The sequence below is a fragment of the Pseudomonas sp. LBUM1661 genome, from assembly GCF_059695925.1.
Map to the genome: position 1 here is coordinate 4,250,740 of NZ_CP166794.1, position 24,178 is coordinate 4,274,917.

Below are 24,178 nucleotides of genomic sequence, written 5' to 3' on the forward strand. Positions count from 1 at the left end.
GGCACCTCTTTTTATTATTGGGTTGCCAGTCGCACTGGTTACGAGGGCTAGAGCAAGGCCGGTGCCAGTTCCGTAAAAAATCGCCTGAACCCCTGTTCCAGAGCGGTCGCTGTCTAACTTTAAGGTGATGGGGAGCACGCTCGGCTGAGACGTTCCATGTCAGCCTGCACGGGTGGGCGGTGAGACCCTGAGACGTCGCGTCTCACCGTCGCCGTGGGTGAGCCAACGCTTGTCGACCGTCCATGAACGGCGCTTAATAGCCGCACAACTAAAAGAAGCTGGACCCGGAGGCCTTAATGCTTTCCGCACACTCGAAGGCGCACGTGGATTGCGTCAGCCGTGTTTTGAAAAACGCCGGACACCTGCCGCAGCTACCGGTGTCGGATTTGATTCTCGACTCCTGGCGCCGCTCCATGGAGCAACACCACCTGGACCCCGGCTCGCTGCAAGGGCCACGGATTCTTTCGCAGAACGTGCTGCAGGAATGCCGCGAGCGTTCCGAGCTGTTCCTGCGCATTGCCAGCGAAGAAGTCGCCCGCCTCCACGGTCGTGTGCGCGATGCCGACTACTGCGTGCTGCTCACCGATGCCCAGGGCCAGACCATCGACTACCGGGTGGAAAGCGCCATCCGTAACGACTGCCGCAAAGCCGGCCTGTACCTCGGCACCTGTTGGTCGGAAGGCGAGGAAGGCACCTGTGGCGTGGCCGCCGTACTGACCGCAAGAACACCCATCACCGTGCACAAGCGCGATCACTTCCGCGCCGCGTTTATCGGCCTCACCTGTTCGGCCGCGCCGGTCTTCGATCCTCGGGGCGAACTGCTCGGGGTGCTCGACGTCTCCGCCGTGCGCTCTCCGGACGACCGCCGCTCGCAACACCTGATCCGGCAGATGGTGGTGCAGAGTGCGCGGGAAATAGAACAGGCGTTTTTCATGAGCAGTGCCCAGGGTTACTGGGTGCTGCGGGCGCACAACAGCCCCGGCTATGTCGACAGCCAACCCGATTACTTGCTCGCCTGGGACGATGACGGCCAGCTGCAAGCGCTGAACCCTGCAGCGCGGCATTGGCTGCTGCAAAGCTTCGGCCAGTTGCCGGAACACATCGGCCAAGTGTTCGATCAGCAGGTGTTGCATCGGGCCCGTGACGAGTCGCTGTGTCTGCTTCACGGCTTGGGCGGCCGCACCGAGTTGCATGGACGACTGCGCGCGCCTCGGCAGGTGAAACGCAACCCTGCACGCCTGGTACTGACACCCGCCGAACTCGACCCGCGGCTGGAAGAAAGCCTGCGTCTGGCCGTGCGCGTCAAGGATCGCAACCTGCCAGTGCTGATTCAGGGTGAAACGGGCTCCGGCAAGGAAGTCTTCGCCCGCCAGTTGCACCAGGCCAGTCAGCGCCGGGAGCGACCTTTCATCGCGGTGAACTGCGCAGCGATCCCGGAAAACCTGATCGAAAGCGAGCTGTTTGGTTATGTCGCCGGCGCCTTCACCGGCGCTTCGAGCAAAGGCATGCAAGGCCTGCTGGAACAGGCCGATGGCGGCACCTTGTTTCTCGATGAAATCGGCGACATGCCCCTGCCCCTGCAAACCCGCTTGCTGCGGGTGCTGGCCGAGGGCGAAGTGGCGCCGCTGGGGGCGTCACGGAGCAAGGCGATAAACCTTCAGGTCGTCTGTGCAAGCCACCGCGACCTGGAAGCCTTGGTGACGTCTGGCACGTTTCGCGAAGACCTGTATTTTCGCCTCAGCGGCGCGCGCTTCCAGTTGCCGCCGCTGCGCGAACGCAGTGACCGACTGGCCTTGATCAACCGGATACTCGAAGAGGAATCGATGGCTTGCGGGGTGTCGATACACCTCGCAAGCGCCGCGCTGGAGTGCCTGCTCGGCTACCGCTGGCCGGGCAATGTGCGCGAGTTGCGCCACGCACTGCGTTACGCCTGCGCGGTATGCGAAGGCAACTTGATTGTGCTGAGTAACTTGCCCGAGCAACTGCTCGGTCACGGCCTGAATGAGCCGGCCGAGACCATGGAACGCTGCGCCAGTCCGGAACGCCAGGCACTCATCGATGCACTTGTGCGTCATCGCTGGAAACCCACTGCCGCAGCCAAGGCACTGGGCATCTCCCGGGCAACGCTGTATCGACGGGTGCACCAGCATGCCATCGACATGCCGGGCAGAGGCCAAACGTAAAATCCATTGCAGGCGTCTATAAGCCTCAGCAGCCTAATGCATCACGCACACTTTGTAGCAGCTGCCGCAGGCTGCTACACAGATCGCGTTCTCGCCTGTGCTTATTCGTGCGGTTGCCATACCCGGCAATCCGGCCCTTGCTGTACGCCAGACTCAGGGATTTTCGAGCTGTTGCGCACGATCAACTGCCCTCGAACCACCTCTTGAATCGCTGGCGTATCGGCGTTCTCCAATTGCGCGCAAATGATGCCGACCGCACGACTGACCATGTCACCCACCGGTTGCACGTAAGTGGTCAGCGAAAAAACCGGCCAGGCAGCCAGGGCAATGTCATCGAAACCGACGATTGAAATGTCATTGCCCGGCTTCAGCCCGAACTCTTCGCGAGCGACGTTGATGGCGCCCAACGCCATGATGTCGTTCGCGCAAAAAATGCCGTCCGGTGGGTTGGCGCTCGACAGCAGTCGGCGAGTGGCGTCCATGGCCCCCTCAAACGTGTAATGCCCTACTTCGCGTTGCGGCGCGGGGTGACCGAGGCGTTGCAGGGTGTCGACAAAGCCTTTTTCGCGGTCGCGGCTGGTCGATGAGCTTTCCTTGCCGGCGATATAAGCCAGCTGACGATGACCGCCCGCCACCAAAAATTGCGCAATTTCCATGCTGCCTTGTGCGTTGTCACTGGTCACGCTGGAAATACTACTGCTGTCATTTCTGCGGTTTAGCAGCACGACGGGCAGCCCGGTCTGTTTGCACTCTTGGGCGAAACGCGAAGACAGGCTCGCCGAGACCAGAATCAGGGCTTCAACGCGGTAACCCAACACCTCTTCGAGCACCGGATCGCAGTCTTCGTGATTCGCGGTGGAGAACAACAGAACCCGATAACCCAACTCTTCGAACGCCGCCGACAAGGCCTCCAACACCGCTGAATAGAACGGGTTTTCCATGCTCGGCCCAACGACGCCGATCAGGTTGGATCGACGCTTGATCAACGAGCGTGCCCACTGATTCGGGCGGTAACCCAAGGTCGCGGCGGCTTCCTCGACTTTCTGCCGCGTCTTCGGCGAAACACTGGCGCCCTTGGTGAAGGTTCGCGAGACCGCCGACTGCGAGACACCCGCCAACCTGGCCACATCATGGGCGGTGACCGGATGCCGGGAGGGGTCGTTGGAATCTGCCATTGCGTCTCAGCTCAATTGTCGAAATGCCGATCATACCTGCCATTGCCAGTGAGGTGTGCTGCCTGCCCGTTTTGCGAAAAAACGCATCAACCCGCCCTTCGCGATTTCGAGTCTTTTTCGCCCACCCCCTTTTCATCGTCCTCGGGAATGGCTTAGCATTGCTCTGAATTGCATACGTATGCAAAACCAAAAACAACAACGCTCAGGAATTCGTCCCATGGCAACTTGGCTCAAAAAAGGCGCGGAAGCATCGGTCATCAAATCGGCAGCGCGTGAAGTACGTGACACGGTCGAAAAGACCCTGGCCGACATCGAAGAACGTGGCGATGCCGCGATTCGCGAGCTCTCCATTCGCTTCGACAACCTTGATCGCGAGGACTACCGACTCACCAGCACCGAGATCGATGCGTGCATGGCGCAGCTGACCAAACGCGACATCAGCGACATCGAATTCGCCCAGACCCAGGTGCGCAATTTCGCCCAGCACCAACGCAACAGCCTGCAAGACCTGGAAGTCGAAACCCTGCCGGGCGTGATCCTCGGCCACAAAAACATTCCAGTGAATGCGGCGGGTTGCTATGTGCCGGGTGGCAAGTACCCGCTGCTGGCTTCGGCGCACATGTCGGTGATCACCGCCAAGGTCGCCGGTGTCCCGCGCATCATCACCTGCGCCCCGCCCTTCCATGGCAAACCGGCGCCGGCCATTGTCGCCGCGCAGCACATGGCGGGCGCCGATGAGATCTACTGCCTGGGCGGTATCCAGGCGATCGGCGCCATGGCGCTGGGCACCAAGTCGATTGCGCCGGTGGACATGCTGGTCGGTCCGGGCAACGCGTTTGTTGCCGAAGCCAAACGCCAATTGTTCGGCCGCGTCGGCATCGACTTGTTCGCCGGCCCCACCGAAACCCTGGTGATCGCTGACGAAACGGTCGACGGTGAAATCTGCGCCACGGACCTGCTCGGTCAAGCCGAACACGGCCCGGATTCGCCGGCGATCTTGCTGACGACTTCGGAAAAACTCGCGCGCGAGACCATGGCTGAGATCGAGCGCCTGCTGCTGATCCTTCCGACCGCCGTCATTGCCCGTCAGGCCTGGGAGAATTTCGGTGAAGTGATCGTCGCCGAAGACGAAGAGGAAATGCTCGCGATCGCCAACGACTTGGCCTTCGAGCACGTACAAGTCATGACCCGTGACCCGGATTTCTTCCTGAAAAACATGCGCAACTACGGCGCCCTGTTCCTCGGCCCGCGCACCAACGTTTCTTACGGCGACAAGACCATCGGCACCAACCACACCCTGCCGACCAAAAAAGCCGCGCGCTACACCGGTGGCCTGTGGGTCGGCAAATTCATCAAGACCTGCACGTACCAGAAGGTCATGACCGACGAAGCGTCGGCCATGATCGGTGAGTACTGCTCACGCCTGTGCGCCCTGGAAGGCTTCTCCGGCCACGGCGAGCAAGCCAACATCCGCGTCCGTCGCTACGGTCACAAGGATGTGCCGTACGCCGGTATCGCAGAGTAATAAAAGCCTGGCTAGAAAGGGCCGCGACACGTTCGCGGCCCAACAACAATAAATCACAGCCACTGCGCAGCCCATCGCCCGCCCCTCTGCGCTACAGGCTCAGCCTCAAAGGACATCCCATGAGTGTCATCATCGCCTTGCTGGCGTTGTTCGCGTTAATGCTCGCTGCTTACCGGGGATATAGCGTCATTATCTTCGCGCCTCTCGCTGCACTCGCTGCCGTTTTGCTCACTGATCCCAGCGCGGTCGCCCCGGCGTTCAGTGATATTTTCATGGACAAGATGGTCGGTTTCATCAAGCTCTACTTCCCGGTTTTCTTGCTCGGCGCCGTGTTTGGCAAACTGATTGAACTGTCCGGTTTTTCCCGCTCGATTGTCAGGTCCGTCATTCACTTGCTCGGCAGCAGCCAGGCCATGTTGGTGATTGTGCTGGTCTGCGCGCTGCTGACGTATGGCGGCGTTTCGTTGTTTGTGGTGGTGTTTGCGGTCTATCCCTTTGCAGCGGAAATGTTCCGGCAAAGCAACATCCCCAAGCGACTGATGCCCGCGACCATTGCCTTGGGCGCGTTCACCTTCACCATGGATGCGTTGCCCGGTTCGCCGCAGATCCAGAACATCATCCCCACCACGTTTTTCGGCACCACGTCCTGGGCTGCGCCGTGGTTGGGCGTGATCGGTTCGTTGTTCGTGTTGATCGGCGGCATGCTCTATCTCGAGCGTCAGCGGCGTAAAGCGCAACGCGCGGGAGAAGGCTACGGCACCGATCTGCGTAATGAGCCGGAAACACCGCAGGACATCGCCCTGCCTCACCCGCTGGTGGCGTTGTTGCCCTTGCTGTTGGTCGGGGTGATGAACCTCGCCTTCACGCACTGGATTCCCCACTGGTACGGCAGTGTTTATGAAATCGATCTGCCCGGTTTGAAGGCGCCGATCCAGACGCAAGTGTCGAAGATGATCGCCATCTGGTCGGTGCAGGCGGCGTTGCTGGTCGGGATCGTCACGGTCTTCCTGTTCAGCTATCGCACGATTTCGCGCAAACTGGCCGAAGGCAGCCGTACCGCCGTCAGTGGGGCGATGCTGGCCACCCTCAATACGGCTTCGGAATATGGTTTCGGTGCGGTCATCGCCGCGTTGCCTGGCTTCGTCGCGGTGGTTGAGGCGCTGAAGGTGATTCCCAATCCGTTGGTCAATCAGGCCATCACCATCAACTTGCTGGCGGGTATCACCGGGTCGTCATCCGGCGGCATGAGCATCGCGCTCGCGGCCATGTCGGACACCTTCATCGCCTCGGCCAACGCTGCCCACATTCCCTTGGAAGTCATGCATCGCGTGGCGGCCATGGCGGCTGGCGGCATGGACACCCTGCCGCACAACGGCGCGGTGATCACGTTGCTGGCGGTCACCGGATTGACTCATCGTCAGGCCTATAAGGACATTTTCGGCATGACAATCTTCAAGATCCTCGCGGCGTTTTTCGTGATCGGGGTCTATTACCTGACCGGGATCGTTTAAACACCGCAACCTCTGTAGGAGCGAGCTTGCTCGCGATGGACGTTAACGATAACGCGCGCTGACTGAATGAACGCGGTGCCGCTGCGTTCATCGCAAGCTCGCTCCTACAGGGGTTGGGTTGTGGCGTCTTGCGTCACGCCTCGTTCTTCCAGCAAGCGAACAAACATGGTCAGGCTTTGCGACACCGTGCCCCGGCGCCAGACCAGCCAGGTGCGCAGATAACGGAAGGATTGCGACAACGGCCAGACACTGACGGTGGTGCAGCCCGGCATGCTCTCGAGCATGCTGCGCGGCATCAACGCCAGCCCCGCACCGGCGCTGACGCAGGCCAACATGCCATGATAAGACTCCATTTCGAAGATCTTGCCGGGCACCGCCGCGTCCTTGGCGAACCAGCTTTCGAAGTGATGGCGGTAGGAGCAATTGGAGCGAAACGCATAGATGTTTTCGCCGTTCACTTCCTGCGCGCGGTGGATAGGTGAATGGTTGAGCGGCGCGATCAGCACCATCTCTTCTTCGAACGCCGGCACGCCTTCCAGTGCCGGGTGCAACACCGGCCCATCGACAAAGGCTGCGGCCAACCGGCCCGCCAGCACGCCGTCGATCATGGTCCCGGACGGCCCTGTCGACAGGTCCAGTTCGACCTTGGCGTACTTCTGGTTGTAGGCGGCCAACAGCTCGGGAATCCGCACCGCCGCCGTGCTCTCCAACGACCCTAGCGCAAACGACCCTTGCGGCTCTTCGCCGGCCACCGTCGCGCGCGCCTCTTGCACCAGGTCGAGAATGCGTCGGGCGTAATCGAGAAAACTCCAGCCGGCCGGCGACAGACGCAAACGGCTCTTCTCGCGGATAAACAGGTCCACGCCCAGATCCAGCTCCAGTTGCTTGATCCGTGTCGTCAGGTTTGAAGGCACCCGATGGATGTGCTGCGCGGCGGCGCTGATGCTGCCGTGCTCGGCCACGGCTTTGAAAATTTCCAGCTGAACCAGATCCACGACATTCTCCAAACGTGAACGATATGCTCAGTATTATTCAGTTTCCAGAAAACAAATGCCACCGTAACCTGAACGCATCCCCACCTCGCAGGACGGTGCCATGACTAACGTTTCCAGCCTCACCCATGCCCTTTCGATCAATCCCGCCACGGGCGAACAGATCGGCCACTACCCTTTCGAATCGGAATCAGCGCTGCAAACCGCACTGGCCCGTGCCGCTGCCGGGTACCGCGTCTGGCGCGGCAAGCCCGTTGAGCAGCGTTCGCAATTGTTGATTGCCCTGGCTCGGGCATTGCGCGACAACGCCGAAAAAATGGCCACGATGATCACCCTGGAAATTGGCAAGCCGATCGCTCAGGCGCGCGGTGAAATTGAAAAGTGCGCGCAGCTGTGCGAGTGGTACGCCGAGCACGGCCCGGCCATGCTCAGCGCCGAGCCGACGCTGGTTGAAGGTGGCAAGGCACGCATTGAATACCGCCCGCTCGGGCCGATTCTCGCGGTGATGCCGTGGAATTTCCCGATCTGGCAAGTGCTTCGCGGCGCGGTTCCAGCGTTGATCGCTGGCAACACCTACGTGCTCAAACATGCACCCAACGTGATGGGCAGCGCCTATCTGTTGCGGGATGCCTTCAAGCAAGCGGACTTTCCCGAAGGTGTCTTCGAGGTCATCAACGTCACGCCGGACGGCGTGTCCACGGCGATTGCCGATCCACGCATCGCGGCTGTCACCCTCACCGGCAGCGTCAGGGCCGGCATGGCTATCGGCGCCCAGGCCGGTGCGGCATTGAAGAAGTGTGTGCTGGAGCTGGGTGGTTCCGATCCCTTTATCGTGCTCAACGATGCCGACCTCGACGAGGCCGTCAAAGCCGCCGTGATTGGCCGTTACCAGAACACCGGGCAAGTCTGCGCCGCCGCCAAGCGGCTGATTGTCGAGCAAGGCATTGTCGAGGAATTCACCCGCAAGTTCGTCGACGCCACCCGTCAGTTGGTCGTCGGCGACCCATTGGCCGCCGCCACTTACATCGGCCCGATGGCGCGTTTTGACCTGCGTGATGAACTGGATCAACAGGTGCGCGACACCCTGGAAGAAGGCGCGACGTTGCTGCTGGGTGGCCGCAAGGCTGAAGGGCCGGGCAATTTTTACCCGCCCACGGTGTTGGCCGATGTCACCGACCAGATGACCTCGTTCAAACAGGAACTGTTCGGGCCAGTGGCGTCGATCATTACCGCCCGCGATGCTGACCATGCGCTGGCGTTGGCCAATGACAGCGAATTCGGACTCGCCTCAACCATTTACACACGCAATGTTCAGCTGGCCGAACAGATGGCCGATCAACTGGACACCGGTGGCGTGTTTATCAATGGCTACTGCGCCAGCGATCCGCGCGTGACCTTTGGTGGCGTGAAAAAAAGCGGCTTTGGCCGCGAGCTGTCGCACTTCGGCGTACGCGAATTTTGCAATGCCCAGACCGTGTGGCTGGATCGGCGCTGATTGCGCTTCAACCTGGAACCCAGGGCGGTGCTGGCTTGGCCAGCACCGTCCAATGCAGGAGCGAGCTTGCTCGCGATGAACCCATAGGCACCGCGTTTATCCTGTCAAAACACGTCATCGTTGACGACCATCGCGAGCAGGCTCGCTCCCACATTGGATAGTGTTCCTCCAGACACCCCGGACAATTGTAGGAGCGATTTGTCCGCACGAACGCGGTCGAATGTCCCAATCCCCCGCCCCCCCGAAATGGCAAAAAACACCACCTCCCGTGAGCAGTTCCGGCATAGGCCAACACGCTCGCCGTCTCTAGACTCGCCCCCCAAACAAGTGCCAAAGCGCACCGCATCCAGGACGGCCCCAGAGGACCCCGCATGAACCCATCCGATATCTTCGTCATCAGCGCCGTGCGCTCAGCCATTGGCAGCTTCGGCGGTTCGCTCAAAGACGTCCCGCCGATTCAATTGGCAACCGACGTCTGCCGCGCCGCCATCGAACGTTCAGGCCTGGCGCCCGAACACATTGGCCATGCCGTGATGGGCCATGTGATCCCGACAGAAGCACGCGACGCCTACATCTCCCGGGCGGTGGCGATGAACGCCGGCCTGCCAAAAGAGACCCCGGCCTTCAACGTCAATCGCCTCTGCGGTTCTGGCCTGCAAGCCATTGTCAGCGCCGCACAAAGCCTGATGCTGGGCGACACGGGCGCGGCACTGGCCGGTGGCGTCGAATCCATGAGCCGTGGCGCTTACCTGTTGCCGCAGGCGCGCTGGGGCGCACGGATGGGCGACATGCAAGCCATCGACTACATGCTCGGCGTCCTGCAAGACCCGTTTGCCGGTTTCCACATGGGCATCACCGCAGAAAATATCGCCGAACGCTACGGCATCACCCGCCAGGCCCAGGATGAACTGGCGCTGGTCAGCCAACAACGTGCTGCCCGAGCCATTGCCGAAGGCCGGTTCGCCGGGCAGATCGTGCCGATCGAAGTGGCGTCGCGCAAAGGCAGCGTGACCTTTTCCACGGACGAACATGTCCGCACAGAGGTCAATTTCGAGCAATTGAGCAAGATGAAACCGGCCTTCAAAAAAGACGGCAGCGTCACCGCCGGCAATGCATCGGGCCTGAATGACGGTGCCGGCGCACTGATCATGGCCACCGGTGAAATGGTTCGCGCGCACGGCCTCAAGCCGATGGCCCGCCTGGTCGGTTACGCCCATGCCGGTGTCGAGCCTGAACTGATGGGACTCGGTCCGATTCCAGCCACCCGACTGGTGCTCAAGCGCGCGGGCCTGACGGTGGCCGACCTGGATGTCATCGAGTCGAACGAGGCCTTCGCCGCTCAGGCGTTTGCCGTGGCGCAAGAACTGGGCTTCGACCCTGAGAAGGTCAATCCGAACGGTTCGGGTATCTCGCTGGGGCATCCGGTGGGCGCGACCGGCGCGATCATCGCCACCAAAGCCATCCACGAACTGCACCGCGTCCAGGGCCGTTATGCCCTGGCAACCATGTGCATCGGCGGCGGCCAAGGCATTGCCGTGTTGTTCGAACGCGTCTGATCGGCCAAAACAAAAACGGCGCCCTTGCGGGCGCCGTTTCGTTTTAGCGCACTGGCATCAGTGCGCGATGCACACCGACTTCAGCTCGGTGTAGGCCTCGATCACCGCGCGACCGAACTCGCGGCCCATCCCGGATTGCTTGACGCCACCAAACGGCATCGCCGGGTCGAGCAGTACGTGGGCGTTGACCCAAACCGTACCGGCCTCGATGCGCGGCACCAGGTTCATCGCTTTGCTCAGGTCATTGGTCCACAGACTCGCGGCGAGGCCGTAGCGATTGTCGTTGGCCAACGCGATCACCGCGTCTTCATCGTCGAACGGCATCACGCCCAACACCGGACCAAACACCTCTTCACGGGCCACGGTCATGCTGTGGTCGATGTCGGCGAGAATCGTCGGCTGCACATAAAAGCCCTCACCTTCCAGCAACTCGCCCCCCGACACCACGCGCGCACCTTCCTGACGAGCCAGCTCGATGTGCTTGAGCACCGCTTGTTGTTGCTTGCGCGACACCAGCGGGTTGATCGCCGCGTCGCCGTTCATGCCCGCGCCAATCGGCATGGCGGACACCGCCGACGCGAGGCCTTCGACAAACTGGTCGTGAATCGAGCGATGCACATAGAAGCGCGACGCCGCCGCGCAGACCTGGCCGTTGTTCAACAAGCCACCGAGGATCGCGCCCTGAATGGCTTTGTCGATGTCGGCATCCGCCAGAACGATCATCGGGTTTTTGCCGCCCAGTTCCAGCGAAAAGCGTGTCATGTTTTCCATGCACGCCACGCCGACACTTTTGCCCACGGCGGTGGAACCGGTGAAAGACACTTTGCTCACTAGCGGATGCGCTGTCAGCACGCCACCCACCGAAGCGCCGCCACCGGTCACGACGTTGAACACGCCAGCCGGAATGCCCGCTTCGAGGGCCAGTTCAGCCAGGCGCATGGCGGTCAGCGGGGTTTCCATGGCTGGTTTGATGATCACTGTGCAACCGGTGGCCAGCGCCGGCATCAGCTTCCAGGCAGCGATCAGCAACGGGAAATTCCACGGCACAATCCCGACCACCACACCCACCGGTTCACGCTTGGTAAACGCCGTGAACCTGGCGCCCGGCGGCAGCGGAATCGACACATCAAAGGTTTGTCCTTCGATCTTGGTGGCCCAGCCGGACATGTAACGCATGAACTCCACCGTGGCGTTCAAGTCCAGCGCGCGGGCCATGTTGATCGACTTGCCCTGGCTCAAGGTTTCCAGCTGGGCCAGCTCTTCGGCATGCGCCTCAACCAGCGCGGTGAAGTTCAGCAGAATGCGTTCGCGGTCCGCCGGGCGCAAACCGGACCAGACGCCGGACTTGAACGCGGCATGGGATGACTGCACGGCACGCTCGATCACTTCCAGCGGCGCATCCAGGGTTTCGCACAGCGTTTGCCCGGTAGCCGGGTTGACCACGGCGATGCGTTGCCCTTCGGCAAACACCCACTGACCCTCGATAAAGCAGCCATGACGACGGTCGAGGAAGGCCGCCACCTGCGGCAGAATTTCAACGTTGCTCATAAATCACCTTTGCTTCAGACGCGTTGTTCAGCCAGAAAAAACCGGCTGATTACTGTTGTTCTTTGAGGAAGCACACGACCGCCTGACGATCGTCCGCAGAGGCCAGACCCATGTAGGGCATGTAGGTCCCCGGCACGAAAGCCTGGGGTTGAGCGATGAGTTGCGCGATGTTCTCGGCCTGCCAGTTGATGTCTTTATTGCGCATGGCCTGGGAATAGTTGAAGCCTTCCAGCGAACCGGATTTGCGCCCCACCACGCCCGACAGGTTCGGCCCCATCATGCCGTTCATGCCCTTGGTCACTGAGTGGCAAACCGCGCATTCATTGGCAAAGACCTGGGCGCCGTGGCCCTGGTCCGGCGCACATTCAGCCGCGAGTGCGGCTTGTGTCAGCGAGAGAGAGAGCAGACCGAACAGGGAGACTCTGAGCGCAGTAACCATAAGAACACGACCTTGAAAATCCGCGCGCTCGTCAGGCGAGCGTCAACACTGGAAGGCCGACGCAACGGTGCATCGGCAGGGTTGATACGGATTGTCGATGGTCAGGGACAGGCGGGATTTGCCCTGCGTGCCAGTCGTATTCGCAGGGCTGCCAAACCGGGCATTTTGGCAAGCACAGGCAACTCTTTGGCAACCACACAAAAGGCCGAAAAAGTGCCGGGCCGTAGTATCGAAAAAGACCGCAAACCTGCGCTCAAGAACAAGAACGGATGCCACACATGCTCAAGTCCCCCTTGCTTCGTCTCTCGACGCTCGCGCTGATGATCAGCGCTGGCCAGGCCAGTGCCTACGAACTGTACGCCGATGACGACAGTCACCTGAACGCCACGCTGGAAGCGGTATTCGGCATTTTCCACAGCCAGGAAAACTACGCGTTGTCCGGCCGCCTCGACGAAGGTTCATCGTCGTGGCGCGAGGGCTACATCAAATATGGCCTGAGCTTCGACAAGGGCCTGGCCGGTGTGGGGACCGCGTATGGCGCGGCGAACCTGCTCAGCTCCGGGACCTGGGGCGACGGCGATGCCGCGGGCTTCAGCGACGGCTCGGAACGCACCACCAAATTCGAAGACGCCTACCTCGGCTGGCGTTCGGGCAAGCTGTTTGACGTGCTGGGTGACGACGGCGTCGACCTGTCCTTCGGCCGCCAGAACATCGTGGTCGGTGATGGCTTCCTGATTAATGGTGATGCGCTCAACCTGGGCAAAGGCCTGGCCGACGGCGAATTCAACCGTGGCGGCGCCTATTGGCTGGCCGCGCGCAAAGCCTTCGACGAGACTGCCGTGCTGCGTCTGGGTGGCAAGGAAGGCTGGCGCGGCGACCTGATGTGGTTGAAATCAGACAACCGCGCCCAGGCCAAGACTGAAATGTACGTCGGCACGCTCGAGCACGTCGCCGAAGCGGGCACGGTCGGCGTGACTTATATCGACAGCACCGATGTCGACAAGCAATTTGCCTCCCCGGCACAACTTGAACGCGACGGCATGAAGACTTACAGCCTGCGCGCGACAGGCAATGCCGGGGTGAAAAACCTGTTCCTGTCCGGTGAATACGCCAAGCAGGACAAACCCCACACCGCCACCGAAGACGCCTGGTACCTGGAAGCCGGCTGGACCTTTGCCGATGTGGCCTGGACGCCGTATGTCAGCTACCGCTACAGCCGATTCTCGGAAGGCTATGACACGCTGTTCTACGGTTTCAGTCGCGGCTTTGGCACCTGGTTCCAGGGCGAAGTCGCCGGCAACTACGCCGGCCCGTTCAACACCAACTCACGCATTCAGAACGTCACGCTGAAAGTCTCTCCCCTGGAAAACCTGACAGTGGGCGCGATGTACTTCAACTACGACACCCTCGACCGCAACCTCGGCAACACCGACGGCCACGAAGTCGACCTGTATGCCGAATGGCACGTCAACGACCACCTGACGATCATGCCGCTGGTGGGCCTCTACCAGCCAGACAAGAGCGCCGAACAGGGTGGCACCCAACTGGGCAACAACGACAAAAACCTCTACAGCCAAGTGATCTTCGCCACGACGTTCTAAGAGGTAGCCGCAACGCAGGGATCGCGTTGCGGCGTCCTTTCGCGTCAAGGAAAAAGACTGTTGTGCCTGACCCAGCGCATTCGCGGGCAAGCCTCGCTCCTACAATGTCATGGCGCTCACAAACATTGTGAACGACCGGAAACCTGTAGGAGCGAGGCTTGCCCGCGAAGAGGCCATCACCTACAACATCAACGGGACTGACACACCGCCATCGCGGGCAAGCCCGCTCCCACAAGGTTGTGGCGATCACAAACATTGCGAACGCCACAAAACCTGTGGGAGCGGGCTTGCCCGCGAATTACGATAACGCGGTTCCTCAGCAATGCGCGCCGGCATGCTCAAGCCGGTGAAACAACCGGTTGAAATACACCAGGCTATCACCCTCCCCGCGCACACCCACGTGGTCCAGCTCCACAAACATTACCGAGTGCGACCCCACTTCCTTGCATTCGCTGATCCGCCCTTCCAACTGCACCAGGGCATCTCGCAGTACCGGCACGCCCAGGTCGCCGCCATCCCACAGGTCCCAGGCAAATCGCTCGGCCATCGGCACCTGGGTCATGCCGGCAAAATGCCGCGCCAGCTCCTCCTGCTCGCCACACAAGACGTTGACGCACAACCGGCCATTGGTGCGGAACACATCGTGGGTGGCGCTGCCGCGGTTGACGCACACCAGCACGGTGGGCGGTGAGTCCGTCACCGAGCACACGGCGCTGGCGGTGATGCCGCAGCGCCCGCCCGGGCCGTTGGTGGTGATGATGTTCACCGCCGCGGGCAGCTGCGCCATGGCGTTGCGAAAGTCGATTTGCTGCTGGCTCAGGTCGGCCATGTCGGTGCCCCTTCCTTCAGGAGGACCGCCGTTGCGCGGCCCAAAGTGATGGAACAAGATTACGACCCGGCGGGTTACGCAACTATCCTGACGATCCCCATGCCGAGGTTGGCTTTCCGCTAGTCGACTAGGTGGTTTCTTTATCGTCACGGCCCGCCGCAGTGGGTATTCTGCTTACTGGCTCCGATGAGAGCCGATGTCCGCCGCAGCGTGCACGCGTGCGAAAACAATAATTAGAAACTTTCGTGGCAGTCCCTGATGGAAATCCGCAAACCGATTGTTTACATCGTTGATGACGACAAAGACCTGCGCACCTCGCTGGCCTGGTTGCTGGAGTCGGTCAGCGTGCAAGCGCAATGCTTTGCCGGCGCTGACGAGTTCCTCAGCCAATACGACCCGAAACAGCCGGCATGCCTGGTGCTGGACGTGCGCATGCCGGAGACCAGCGGCTTTCAGTTGCAGGAAATCCTCAACCAGCGCGGCAGCACCTTGCCGACGATCTTCGTGTCCGCCCATGGCGATATTCCGATGTCCGTGACGGCGATGAAGAACGGCGCGCTGGATTTCGTTGAAAAGCCCTATAACCCGCAGCAAATGATCGACCGCATCCAGGCCGCGCTGAAGACGGCCGTGCATGCCCAGGCCGATCAGCAACAGCGCCAGCACCTGCAAAGCAAACTGGCACTGCTGACCAGCCGTGAGCGGGAAGTGCTGATGCTGGTGGTGGATGGCAAGGCCAGCAAGGTCATCGCCCGGGAGCTGAACATCAGCGTGAAAACCGTTGACGTGCACCGGACCAAGATCAAGGAAAAGATGGGCGTGACCAGCATCGCCATGCTGGTGCGTGAAGTGCTGCACCTGCCGGTGGAAGAGCCGGTGCGGCATTGAGGGATTATTGGTGCTCACGAGGCCGCCATCGCTAGCAGGCTAGCTCCCACAGTGGATCTCCAGCGAACACAAAACCTGTGTACGACGAAAATCCCTGTGGGAGCTAGCCTGCTAGCGATGAGGCCGGCAAGTTCAACATCAATGCCGGCAGCTCAGTTCTGGCTGTAGCGCTTGCGATAGGCGCCGGGCGATACGCCAAAGCGCGATTTGAACGCCGATGAGAAGTAGCTGGAGTCGGAAAATCCCCAGGCGTAACACAGCGCCGAGAGCTTCTGCTCAACGTGCGAGTGGCGCAGGTTTTCCGCGCAGAAATCCAGGCGCCGGTGCTTGATGTATTGCGCCACCACCAGGCCGCGCTTGGAGAACATCCGGTACAGCCCACGCACCGAAATCCCCACCTCACGAGCGATCAACTCCGGGCACAGTTCTTCGGCACTGATGTGTTCGTCGATGTAGGCGATGATTTTACGAAACTGCCGCTCATGGGCATCCCCGCCGCTGTCGCGAGCACTGATCCCCGGCAACAGCAGACTGACCAGCGCATCGAGGACCGCTTCGCTTTCCTGCATGTCCAGGCCTTGGTGTTGTCGGGTATCAAGCACCAGTTTATTGGCCATCGTCGCCAGTGGCGTGTTGGCCGCGATGCGCGTGGCGCAGTTGACGGCATTGAAGTGCGAACCGCGCTCGACCACCTGGCGCGGCAGGATCAGCGACAACTGCCGGGAATCTTCGTTGTAGGTCATGTCGCTCGGGTGGCAGGCATCGATCAGGGCAATGTCGCCGGTGCCGAGTTGAGCGCGATTGCCCCCCTGCTCCAGCTGCGAACTGCCGCGCATCTGGAACACCGCGTAATAGTGACCGTCGCTGCTGATACTGACGTCCTTGCTGGTGCGATACAGGTGCACGTGCGCCATGTCGACGACGCTGAGATTGATCGCGCCACTGCGAAACTCCGCCAGCTCACCGTAGAAATCGGTGTCCAGCGCGCGAGCATCGAAACGCCCACAGGCCTGGTTGACCTGGCTCAACCAGTTTTCGAACGCCTCGTTGCGAACCGCCGAAGAAGTCATCATCACTGCAAAGCCTCACGCGTATTTTATTGTTATTTTTCGACCGCTTCGTCGAGCGGTTCGGCCAATGTTTCGTTCCTGGCTGTCTCCTCCTTCGACGGCCGCCGGAGCGCCATTCAACAGGCTCCGGCGTTGGCTTGCCAGTGTTCCGTGCAGTTAAATGTCCAATACCAGACGAGCGGAAACGGCGCGGGAAACGCAGGCGCAAATCTGTTTGTTGGCCGCCTTCTCCTTGTTCGACAAACAGTTGTCGCGGTGCTCGGGCACACCGTCCAGCACCTCGACGATGCAGGTGCCGCAGATGCCCTCGCGGCACTCGGTGTCGATGTCGCAGCCATGGGCCTGCAAGACGTCGACCAGACTGGAGTTGGCCGGCACCTGGAGCACCACGCCGGAGCTGGCCAACACCACTTCAAAACCGCCACTCGGCGCGGCATTCGCGGCCGGATCGGCCTGGAAGTGTTCGAGGTGGATGAAATCGTCGCAACGGCTGCGTGAAGCCACTTCCACCACTTTGTTCATGAACGGCGCGGGTCCGCAGGTGTAGACGTGCGCGGCACTGCCCGACTGGTTCAGGCAGTCGCTCAACGCGGCCTCCATATCACCCGGCTCAACGCCGTAGTGGAACTGCACATGCCCGGCAAAAGTCTCCGCCAGTAGCGCGGAAAAGGCCGCGTACTCCGCCGAGCGGGCGAAATAATGCAGGCGCCACGGCTGGCCGTTTTCCGTCAGCCTATAAGCCATGCTCAGCAGCGGCGTGACGCCGATGCCGGCGGCGCACAGCACGTGTTCGGTGGCCGTCGGGTCGAGGCGGAACAGGTTGCGTGGCGCGCCCATTTCCAGCTCCATGCCCTCTTGCACTTCATGCAGCGCCGCTGAACCACCACGCGACTGCGCTTCTTTCTTCACCGCCACCAGATACGCGCGGCGGTCCTGCGGCGGACTGCACAGCGAATACTGGCGGGTCACCCCGGTCGGCCCGGTCAGGTCGACGTGGGCACCCGGTTCATAGGTGTCGAGCGGCTGGCCGTCACTGCGCACGAGGCGAAAGGAGCGGATATCCAGCGCTTCGTCGACGATCCTTTCGATCTTCACCTTCATCATTGCATCACCTGAATACAGTTATCTTTTGGTTAATGAGCAACCTGTAGCAGCTGTCGAGCTTGCGAGGCTGCGTTCGGCTGCGCAGCAGTCGTAAAACCTGAGTACTCGGTCTCACTGATGCACCGCGCCGCCTGATTCCACGACTGCTTCGCAGCCGAACGCAGCCTCGCAAGCTCGACAGCTGCTACGGGTTCGTTGTGCGGCGAAATCAGCGCATGAACAACCCGCCGTTGATGTCCCAGCACGCGCCGGTTACGGAGGCAGCGTGGTCGGCAATCAGCAGCAGGACCGTGTCAGCGATGTACTCCGGTGCCCCGAGGGTGCCCGCCGGGATCATTTTCAGAATCTGTTCCAGACGCTCCGGGGCCACGGTTTCGCGCACCACCGGCAAATCCAGCGGGCCCGGCGAAATGCTGTTGACCGTCACACCCTGCGGCGCCAATTCCCGGGCAAACACTTTGGTCAGCGTCGCCACACCGCCCTTGGCCGCCGCGTAATGCGCGCCCGTGGCCGTGCCGCCGTTCTGCCCGGCGAGCGAGGCGATGTTGACGATCCGGCCAAACCCCCGTTCGGCAAAGTGCGCACCAAACACCTGGCACGCGACAAAGGTGCCGCGCAGGTTGATCGCCATCGACTCATCGAACTCTTCCGGGGTGATGTCCATCAGCGCCGCGACCTTCGACACACCGGCGTTGTTCACCAGAATGTCGGTGCCGCCCCAGCGCTCGGCGAGCACATCGCGGGCCCGCACAAAATCAGCCTTATTACGCACGTCCAGCTCAATGGCGACGGCACTCGCGCCGCTGCTATCAAGTTCCAACGCCAGACGCTGCACGCCATCGAGGCGCACATCCGCCAGGCCGACGCGATAACCCGCCGCGTGCAAGCGGCGAGCGATGCATTCGCCAAGACCGCGCGAAGCGCCGGTTACCAAGGCTACTCGGTTCATGGTGTTGGCCCTCACAGCAGGAAGCCGAGCGCGCTCAGGCTGTCGGTGGAATTGATCAGGCGCACGACCTTGCGTTCCAGGGTCGCGACACCGTCGGTGAAGCGAATGCGATGGTTCAAGTCGGCCACGAACGGCGTGTGCACCCCGCGTTTGTAGGCGTACAGCAACTGCGCGGAATTGACTTCAACAAGGTCACCCGCCGCTTCCACCAAGCGAAAACGCGAAACGCTGCGCACGGTTTTCGCCGCGTCCACCGCCGACGGCGAGTAGCCGGCGGTCAGGCGTTCAATGCGCAAGTCACGCATGCGTGCATCGTCGTAGGCGTAGTTGAGCGTGGCTTCGAAGTCGTCGGTGTCCGGATCGATCGGCACGATGTAGCGGCCGTTCTCGCTCCACAAGGTCGCCCATTCGGCGTAGTTCTTGTGATCGAGCAATTCGGCTTCACGCCAGATGAATTCGATGGCCTGGGCCAACGGGCCGGAAAAACCGTTCAGGGTGTCGTGATTGCTCATTGGCTCATCATCCTTTTCCACATGTCATAGGCCCCGCGCATACCGCCCTCGTCGGTGGCGTGGGACACCTTGTCGCCGTTTTCAGCAGTGATTTCGCGATTGAGGCCGCGATTGACCAGGATCGGCGCATCGACGCCGGCATACGAACCACGCTGCACGCGGTCCCAGGCTTCGGCATCGTCGGGGCTGCCGAAACCGAACGGGCCCTGGAAGTGTTCGTGAATGCGCATGCGTTCGCGGTTGGCGATCTCCGGGCCGCCGTCCATGCCGAGGGCGACATGACGGATCTCGGTTTCAGTCACCGACACCGGACGCAGCACGCGGAAGAACGACATCGACATCGCTACGTTGGGGAACAGGTTGAGGTTGAAACCGGCGCCGTGCAGCGAGAGCACGATGCGCCGGACCTGCTCCGGCGCCATGGTTTTCGACAATTCTTCAGTCACATGCGCGAAGCGTTCCTGCAACTGCTCGGTGCCGTCGTCGTGATCCAGATCGACGTGCTCAGGCACCATCACCATCACGCTGTGGCCGTTGCCCAAGGCGTGGGTGACGGCGTGTTCGTCGGTCATGAACGAGAGCATTTCCGAAGTTTCTTCATCCACCGACGACATGAACGACTTGTGCACGATCGGGAAGTGATAACCGTCGGTGGTGTTTTCCAGCTGGATCTTCCAGTTGCCCTTGAAGCTGAACTTGTGTTCGCCCTGGGTCTTGATCGGGTAACCGGCGCCCTGTTTCATGAACAGGTCCATCCAGTGCTTGGCGCCGCCGAGGAAATCTTCCAGCGGTTCGATCTCGTCGTTGTAACTGGCGAAGACCATGCCGGCGTAGCTTTCGACGCGCAGGCGGGTGAGCGGCAGTTCGGATTTTTCCAGGATGCCTTCGTAGCCGTCCGGGTATGGCAGCGCACGCAGCTTGCCATCCAGACCGTACGACCAGCTGTGATACGGGCAGGTGAAGCCGGTGGCGTTGCCTTTGTGTTTTTCGCAGACGGTGGCGCCACGGTGCCGGCAGCGGTTTTCCAGCACGTTGATCTGGCCCTTCTTGTCACGCACCACAATCACCGGACGACGGCCGATGGTGGCGGTCTTGAAGTCGCCGCTGTTGCGCACTTCGCTTTCGTGGGCGACCCAGACCCAGGTGCGGTAGAAAATCTTGTCCAGCTCGGCTTCGAACAGCGCCGGGTCGTTGTACAGCGAGACGTCGACGCGGTCGTGCTTGACCAGGTCGTCCGGGCTTTTCGACGATGCGATCAGCCGGTATTCATGAGTGCTCATGCGGTTCTCCTCATGGCTTTTTTATGACTTGTTTTTAGGGGTGCATGCTCTGTTGCAGCTGCGCACCAAAGGCGCAGACCACTTCGTCCTGGCCTTTACGGCCGACAATCTGCAGGCCGACTGTCAGCCCGCTACCCGCCAGTTCCACCGGCACCGTCAGCGCCGGATGACCGCTGAGGTTGAAAGGCCGTACGAGTGGCGTCATACCGGCCACGGCTTTGCTTGCGCTGCGGGCTTCGATCAGCGTCGGTGGCAGGCTCGGCATCGTCGGCAATAGCAGCACTTCGAACTGCTCCAGTGCGGCATCTACTTGCTGGCTGAAGCGCGCACGGACTTCTTCGGCGTGCGCCAGCTCAGCGGCGTTGGTGCGGCTGGCGGCCAACAGGCGCTGCTCGACATCGGTGCCGATCAGGCCTTTGCCGGTGAGGTGGCCGAACGCGGCCCAGTTTTCAACATTGATAACACTCAGGCCGGCGGCAAACGCCGCTTCGAATTCGCCCAGATGCAGGCTGCTGCGACGCCAACCGGCACGGTCGGCAGCTGCATAGAGGCAGGCTTGCAACAGCGGATCGCAGGCCACTTCGAGAAAGCCCACGCGGGCATCGCTCGACGGCAAGTCCTGGACCTGAAAACCTGGGCAAATGACCTGCATCGCGGCGATCAGGTCGTCCATGTCCGCCGCGAACGGCCCCACGCAATCGAGGCTGGACACCGCCGGGTGCGCACCGACTCGGCTGACGCGACCGTATGTCGGCTTCAACCCGGCGATGCCGCAACAGGCCGCTGGCACCCGCACCGAGCCGCCGGTGTCGGTGCCGATGGCGATGTCCGCCAGGCCCGCCGCGACCGCCGCTGCCGAACCACTGGACGAACCGCCCGGCACCCGATCCGGTGCTTGCGGGTTGATCGGCGTGCCGGTCCAGTCGTTGATCCCGGTGACGCCAAACGCCAGCTCATGCAGATTGGTTTTGCCGACTATTTGCCAGCCAGCAGCGAGGATCGCGTCCACCACCTCGGCGTTGCGGGTGGCCGGCGCGGCATCGGCAAATGCACGGCTGCCCGAGCGCGTCGGATACCCGGCAATGTCGATCGAGTCTTTGATCGCGACCCGTTTGCCGCTGCCACCGAGTAAAAATTCGCTGATAAACGTACTCATGCGCCCAGCCTCGTATTGAACAAGCGTTGCGTACGGAAGTGCGCGATCAGCCAGACACCGTCGACACAGCGAAAATCAATGTTCAGCCGAGTGCCGAACAGTTCGCTGCGCCCATCGGCGTAGGTGGAAATCTGCTGCATGATCCACTGCCCCTGGGCCGTGCTGCCGTCGACCACGATCTGCTCGCTGGTGAGGTAATGCAGGTTCAGGCGAAAGTGCTCCGAGGGCGGCAAATAACTGCCAACAAACGCCGCCACGGCATCACGCCCTTGGTGCTGGCCAAAAGTTTGCGCAGTGACGCTGCCGACGCCTTCCCAGATCGCATCGATGCAGAACAATTCAGCCAGTTCGCGGACCTGGGTCGCGGCCCTCGGCACATCGCACAGGTCCATGTAGCGCGCCATCACGCGGCGCACCTGGCTCTCCCCTTCGAGCGTCTGCAGACGCTGCAGCAAGGCCTCGTTCATGACTTACACCTGGGCCGCGTCGGGGATGGTCAGCGGACGACCGATGCGCGCTTCGACCTTGGCGTAGCGCCACAGGCTGTACTCGTTCACCGGCGTGGTGCGGAACAGGTTGCAGGCGTCGATCACCGATTGATGGCAGTCGACGTCGGCCATGATGTAGACGGTCCACGGCGAGGTGGTGGACGGCCCGACCATCAGCCGATCATCGTCCATCGCGCCCAGCACGGTGATGCCCGGCATGGCGCCGAGCGAGCCCATCATTTGGCTGAAACCTTTCCAGACGCTCAAGCCTTCGCCGGTGGGCAGGTCGAAAAAGTTCTGGGTGATGCCGATGCAAAAGACGACGCGCAACGGTTCTTGGGTGGTCTGGGTCATGGGTGTTGATCCTTGAATAGAGGGTTCAGAGATAGCCAGGGAATGGCGGCACGCCGAGGAACACCGAGCCAGCGCCGTCGTACAGGCCTTCGCTGAGGAAGGCGTGCTGGGTGACCACCATCGCGTCGCGCAGGTAGCGTTGCAGCGGATGGCGCAGGTAAATCGCGGTGGTCCCGGCGAGGCTGTACGCGCTTTGCACTACAGCGGCACCGGCCTGGGAAACGTGGATCGCAGAGAGGCGCAACAGGCTGGTTTGTTCGGCGGTCACCGGGTTGCCAGCGAGGATCGAATGCCACACCTGCTCGGTCGCGCCGTAGAAAAACCCGCGCGCGGCGGCCAGTTGCGCTTCGGCCTTGGCGATCTCGATGCGCACATAAGCACGATCAGCCATTTTCGGCGCGCCGGTGATGCCACTGCCGGCGGCCATGCGGCTGACCTCATCGAGTGCCGCACGGGCCAGGCCAAGGTTAACCACCGCCAACACCTGCGCGGCGTAGGCAATCGACGGGTAGCGGAACAACGGCTCATCGATGGTCGAGGCACCGCCACGAATGAAGGTCCAGCGCTCGTCAACGCGTTGATCGGTCACGCGCAGGTCATGGCTGCCGGTGCCTTTGAGGCCGACCACGTCCCAGTTTTCGACGATGTCGACCTGATCCGCGCGGAACACCGCCGTGCGCGGTTTGCCGCCCGCGGCGCCGATACCGACACCGAGCAAGTCGGCGCCCTTGCAACCGCTGGCAAATTTCCAGGTGCCGTTGACCTGCCAACCGCCCTCGACGGCTTCGGCGGGTTGCAACGGAAACAAGCCTCCGGCAAACACCAGGTCAGGGCTGTGCGCATAGAGGTCGGCGAGGGTTTCTTTCGGCAACGCGGCGAGATAGACACCGGCGCTGCCGAAGCTGGCGACCCAGCCCGCGGAGCCGTCGGCTTCGGAGATGCGTTCGATCATGTGCAGGAAACGCGCGGGGGCCAAGGCGTCACCGCCAAAGCATTTCGGCGTGGCGGCGCGGTAGATGCCGACCTGCTTGAAGCGTTCGATCATGTCCCTTGGCACGTGGGAGCCGGCGTCGAATTCGTCCCGACGTTGGCGCACCTCATCCAGTACCTGCGCAAAGAGCGGGCTGTCGACGACATCGTCGTCAACGCCGGGCAGAGCGTCTTGTTGCGCGACCGCTGAACGCAGCATGGGCTTTCTCCGTTTTGCTTATTGTTAGTGGGGCGAACCGCACCGCTACCTGTAGGAGCGAGGCTTGCCCGCGAACCAGGCACTGCGGTCTCTCAGATCGACCGAGTCATCGTTCTTCGCGGGCAAGCCTTGCTCCTACAGAGGGGATGCGTGGGTGCCCTGTGCATTGAGGTCCAGTGTAAAAACCACATCGGGTCGCAACTATTGGGGCGTGCAGCCCCTCGGCTAAAGAAATCCCCTAGCCCGCCCCCGGTTACTTCTGAGCGCATCCCCACGCGCAAGCCGGTATAAAAAGCCATACTTCAACCGACACCGGTCGTTGACCCCTCTGCCG

The 24,178-nt window shown here is 61.6% G+C and carries 21 protein-coding genes; 7 read left to right on the top strand and 14 right to left on the bottom strand.

Annotation, left to right across the window (positions count from 1 at the left end; genetic code table 11):
• Positions 1-296 precede the first annotated feature (296 nt).
• Entirely contained in the window at positions 297-2,183 is a 1,887-nt protein-coding gene (locus ACA057_RS19515; protein WP_497341496.1) for a sigma-54-dependent Fis family transcriptional regulator, read from the top strand.
• Between the two features lie 101 nt (positions 2,184-2,284).
• Here the strand turns inward: ACA057_RS19515 and ACA057_RS19520 are convergent, their stop codons facing one another.
• Complete coding sequence (locus tag ACA057_RS19520; protein ID WP_497341498.1) at positions 2,285-3,358, bottom strand: LacI family DNA-binding transcriptional regulator; 1,074 nt, start codon at positions 3,356-3,358, stop codon at positions 2,285-2,287.
• Between the two features lie 217 nt (positions 3,359-3,575).
• Between ACA057_RS19520 and hisD the strand changes: the two genes are divergently transcribed.
• On the top strand, positions 3,576-4,883 hold the full coding sequence (hisD, locus tag ACA057_RS19525) for a histidinol dehydrogenase (protein ID WP_497341500.1): 1,308 nt from the start codon (positions 3,576-3,578) through the stop codon (positions 4,881-4,883).
• A 119-nt stretch (positions 4,884-5,002) separates the two neighbouring features.
• Positions 5,003-6,394, top strand: a complete 1,392-nt coding sequence (locus ACA057_RS19530; protein ID WP_497341502.1) for a GntP family permease — start codon at positions 5,003-5,005, stop codon at positions 6,392-6,394.
• Positions 6,395-6,498: 104 nt separating this feature from the next.
• Here the strand turns inward: ACA057_RS19530 and ptrR are convergent, their stop codons facing one another.
• Complete coding sequence (ptrR, locus tag ACA057_RS19535; protein WP_497341504.1) at positions 6,499-7,389, bottom strand: putrescine utilization regulator PtrR; 891 nt, start codon at positions 7,387-7,389, stop codon at positions 6,499-6,501.
• Between the two features lie 100 nt (positions 7,390-7,489).
• On the opposite strand from ptrR, the gene ACA057_RS19540 reads away from it, so the two are divergent.
• Positions 7,490-8,881 carry an aldehyde dehydrogenase family protein gene (locus ACA057_RS19540; protein ID WP_497341506.1) on the top strand — a complete coding sequence of 464 codons (1,392 nt, stop codon included), beginning with the start codon at positions 7,490-7,492 and terminating at the stop codon, positions 8,879-8,881.
• A 371-nt stretch (positions 8,882-9,252) separates the two neighbouring features.
• Positions 9,253-10,437: an acetyl-CoA C-acyltransferase family protein gene (locus tag ACA057_RS19545; RefSeq protein WP_497341508.1), complete on the top strand. Its 1,185-nt coding sequence runs from the start codon at positions 9,253-9,255 to the stop codon at positions 10,435-10,437.
• A gap of 57 nt (positions 10,438-10,494) precedes the next feature.
• Here ACA057_RS19545 and ACA057_RS19550 read toward each other — a convergent pair whose 3' ends face one another.
• Both ACA057_RS19550 and ACA057_RS19555 read right to left on the bottom strand, forming a co-directional pair.
• The gene (locus ACA057_RS19550) at positions 10,495-11,985 is read right to left on the bottom strand and encodes an aldehyde dehydrogenase family protein (RefSeq protein WP_497341510.1); all 1,491 of its coding nucleotides are present in this window, start codon (positions 11,983-11,985) and stop codon (positions 10,495-10,497) included.
• Positions 11,986-12,034: 49 nt separating this feature from the next.
• Positions 12,035-12,424, bottom strand: a complete 390-nt coding sequence (locus ACA057_RS19555) for a c-type cytochrome (RefSeq protein ID WP_497341512.1) — start codon at positions 12,422-12,424, stop codon at positions 12,035-12,037.
• Between the two features lie 278 nt (positions 12,425-12,702).
• Between ACA057_RS19555 and ACA057_RS19560 the strand changes: the two genes are divergently transcribed.
• Positions 12,703-14,025, top strand: coding sequence for an alginate export family protein (locus ACA057_RS19560; RefSeq protein WP_497341514.1), 1,323 nt, complete (start codon positions 12,703-12,705; stop codon positions 14,023-14,025).
• 316 nt (positions 14,026-14,341) lie between these two features.
• On the opposite strand, the gene hpaC is transcribed toward ACA057_RS19560, so the two are convergent.
• Positions 14,342-14,854 (bottom strand): 4-hydroxyphenylacetate 3-monooxygenase, reductase component, encoded by a 513-nt coding sequence (gene hpaC / locus ACA057_RS19565; RefSeq protein WP_059402782.1) that lies wholly within the window; start codon positions 14,852-14,854, stop codon positions 14,342-14,344.
• Positions 14,855-15,112: 258 nt separating this feature from the next.
• On the opposite strand from hpaC, the gene ACA057_RS19570 reads away from it, so the two are divergent.
• A complete protein-coding gene (locus ACA057_RS19570) occupies positions 15,113-15,742 on the top strand; it encodes a response regulator transcription factor (protein WP_497341516.1) in 630 nt (209 codons plus the stop codon).
• Positions 15,743-15,894: 152 nt separating this feature from the next.
• Here the strand turns inward: ACA057_RS19570 and feaR are convergent, their stop codons facing one another.
• From feaR to ACA057_RS19615, 9 genes are all read right to left on the bottom strand, one after another.
• Positions 15,895-16,815: a transcriptional regulator FeaR gene (gene feaR, locus ACA057_RS19575; RefSeq protein WP_497341518.1), complete on the bottom strand. Its 921-nt coding sequence runs from the start codon at positions 16,813-16,815 to the stop codon at positions 15,895-15,897.
• Between the two features lie 153 nt (positions 16,816-16,968).
• A complete protein-coding gene (locus ACA057_RS19580) occupies positions 16,969-17,916 on the bottom strand; it encodes a PDR/VanB family oxidoreductase (RefSeq protein ID WP_497341520.1) in 948 nt (315 codons plus the stop codon).
• Between the two features lie 208 nt (positions 17,917-18,124).
• Positions 18,125-18,865: an SDR family NAD(P)-dependent oxidoreductase gene (locus ACA057_RS19585; RefSeq protein WP_497341522.1), complete on the bottom strand. Its 741-nt coding sequence runs from the start codon at positions 18,863-18,865 to the stop codon at positions 18,125-18,127.
• 11 nt (positions 18,866-18,876) lie between these two features.
• On the bottom strand, positions 18,877-19,377 hold the full coding sequence (locus tag ACA057_RS19590; RefSeq protein WP_497341524.1) for an aromatic-ring-hydroxylating dioxygenase subunit beta: 501 nt from the start codon (positions 19,375-19,377) through the stop codon (positions 18,877-18,879).
• A complete protein-coding gene (locus ACA057_RS19595; RefSeq protein ID WP_497341526.1) occupies positions 19,374-20,657 on the bottom strand; it encodes an aromatic ring-hydroxylating oxygenase subunit alpha in 1,284 nt (427 codons plus the stop codon). Before ACA057_RS19595 ends, ACA057_RS19590 begins: the two co-directional genes overlap by 4 nt.
• 34 nt (positions 20,658-20,691) lie before the next feature.
• Positions 20,692-21,813 (bottom strand): amidase, encoded by a 1,122-nt coding sequence (locus ACA057_RS19600; RefSeq protein ID WP_497341528.1) that lies wholly within the window; start codon positions 21,811-21,813, stop codon positions 20,692-20,694.
• Complete coding sequence (locus ACA057_RS19605) at positions 21,810-22,280, bottom strand: nuclear transport factor 2 family protein (protein WP_497341530.1); 471 nt, start codon at positions 22,278-22,280, stop codon at positions 21,810-21,812. The genes ACA057_RS19600 and ACA057_RS19605 overlap by 4 nt, the downstream gene beginning before the upstream one ends.
• Positions 22,281-22,283: 3 nt before the next feature.
• The gene (locus tag ACA057_RS19610) at positions 22,284-22,655 is read right to left on the bottom strand and encodes a hypothetical protein (RefSeq protein WP_497341532.1); all 372 of its coding nucleotides are present in this window, start codon (positions 22,653-22,655) and stop codon (positions 22,284-22,286) included.
• Positions 22,656-22,680: 25 nt separating this feature from the next.
• Positions 22,681-23,844 (bottom strand): acyl-CoA dehydrogenase family protein, encoded by a 1,164-nt coding sequence (locus ACA057_RS19615; protein ID WP_497341534.1) that lies wholly within the window; start codon positions 23,842-23,844, stop codon positions 22,681-22,683.
• Between the last annotated feature and the right edge of the window lie 334 nt (positions 23,845-24,178).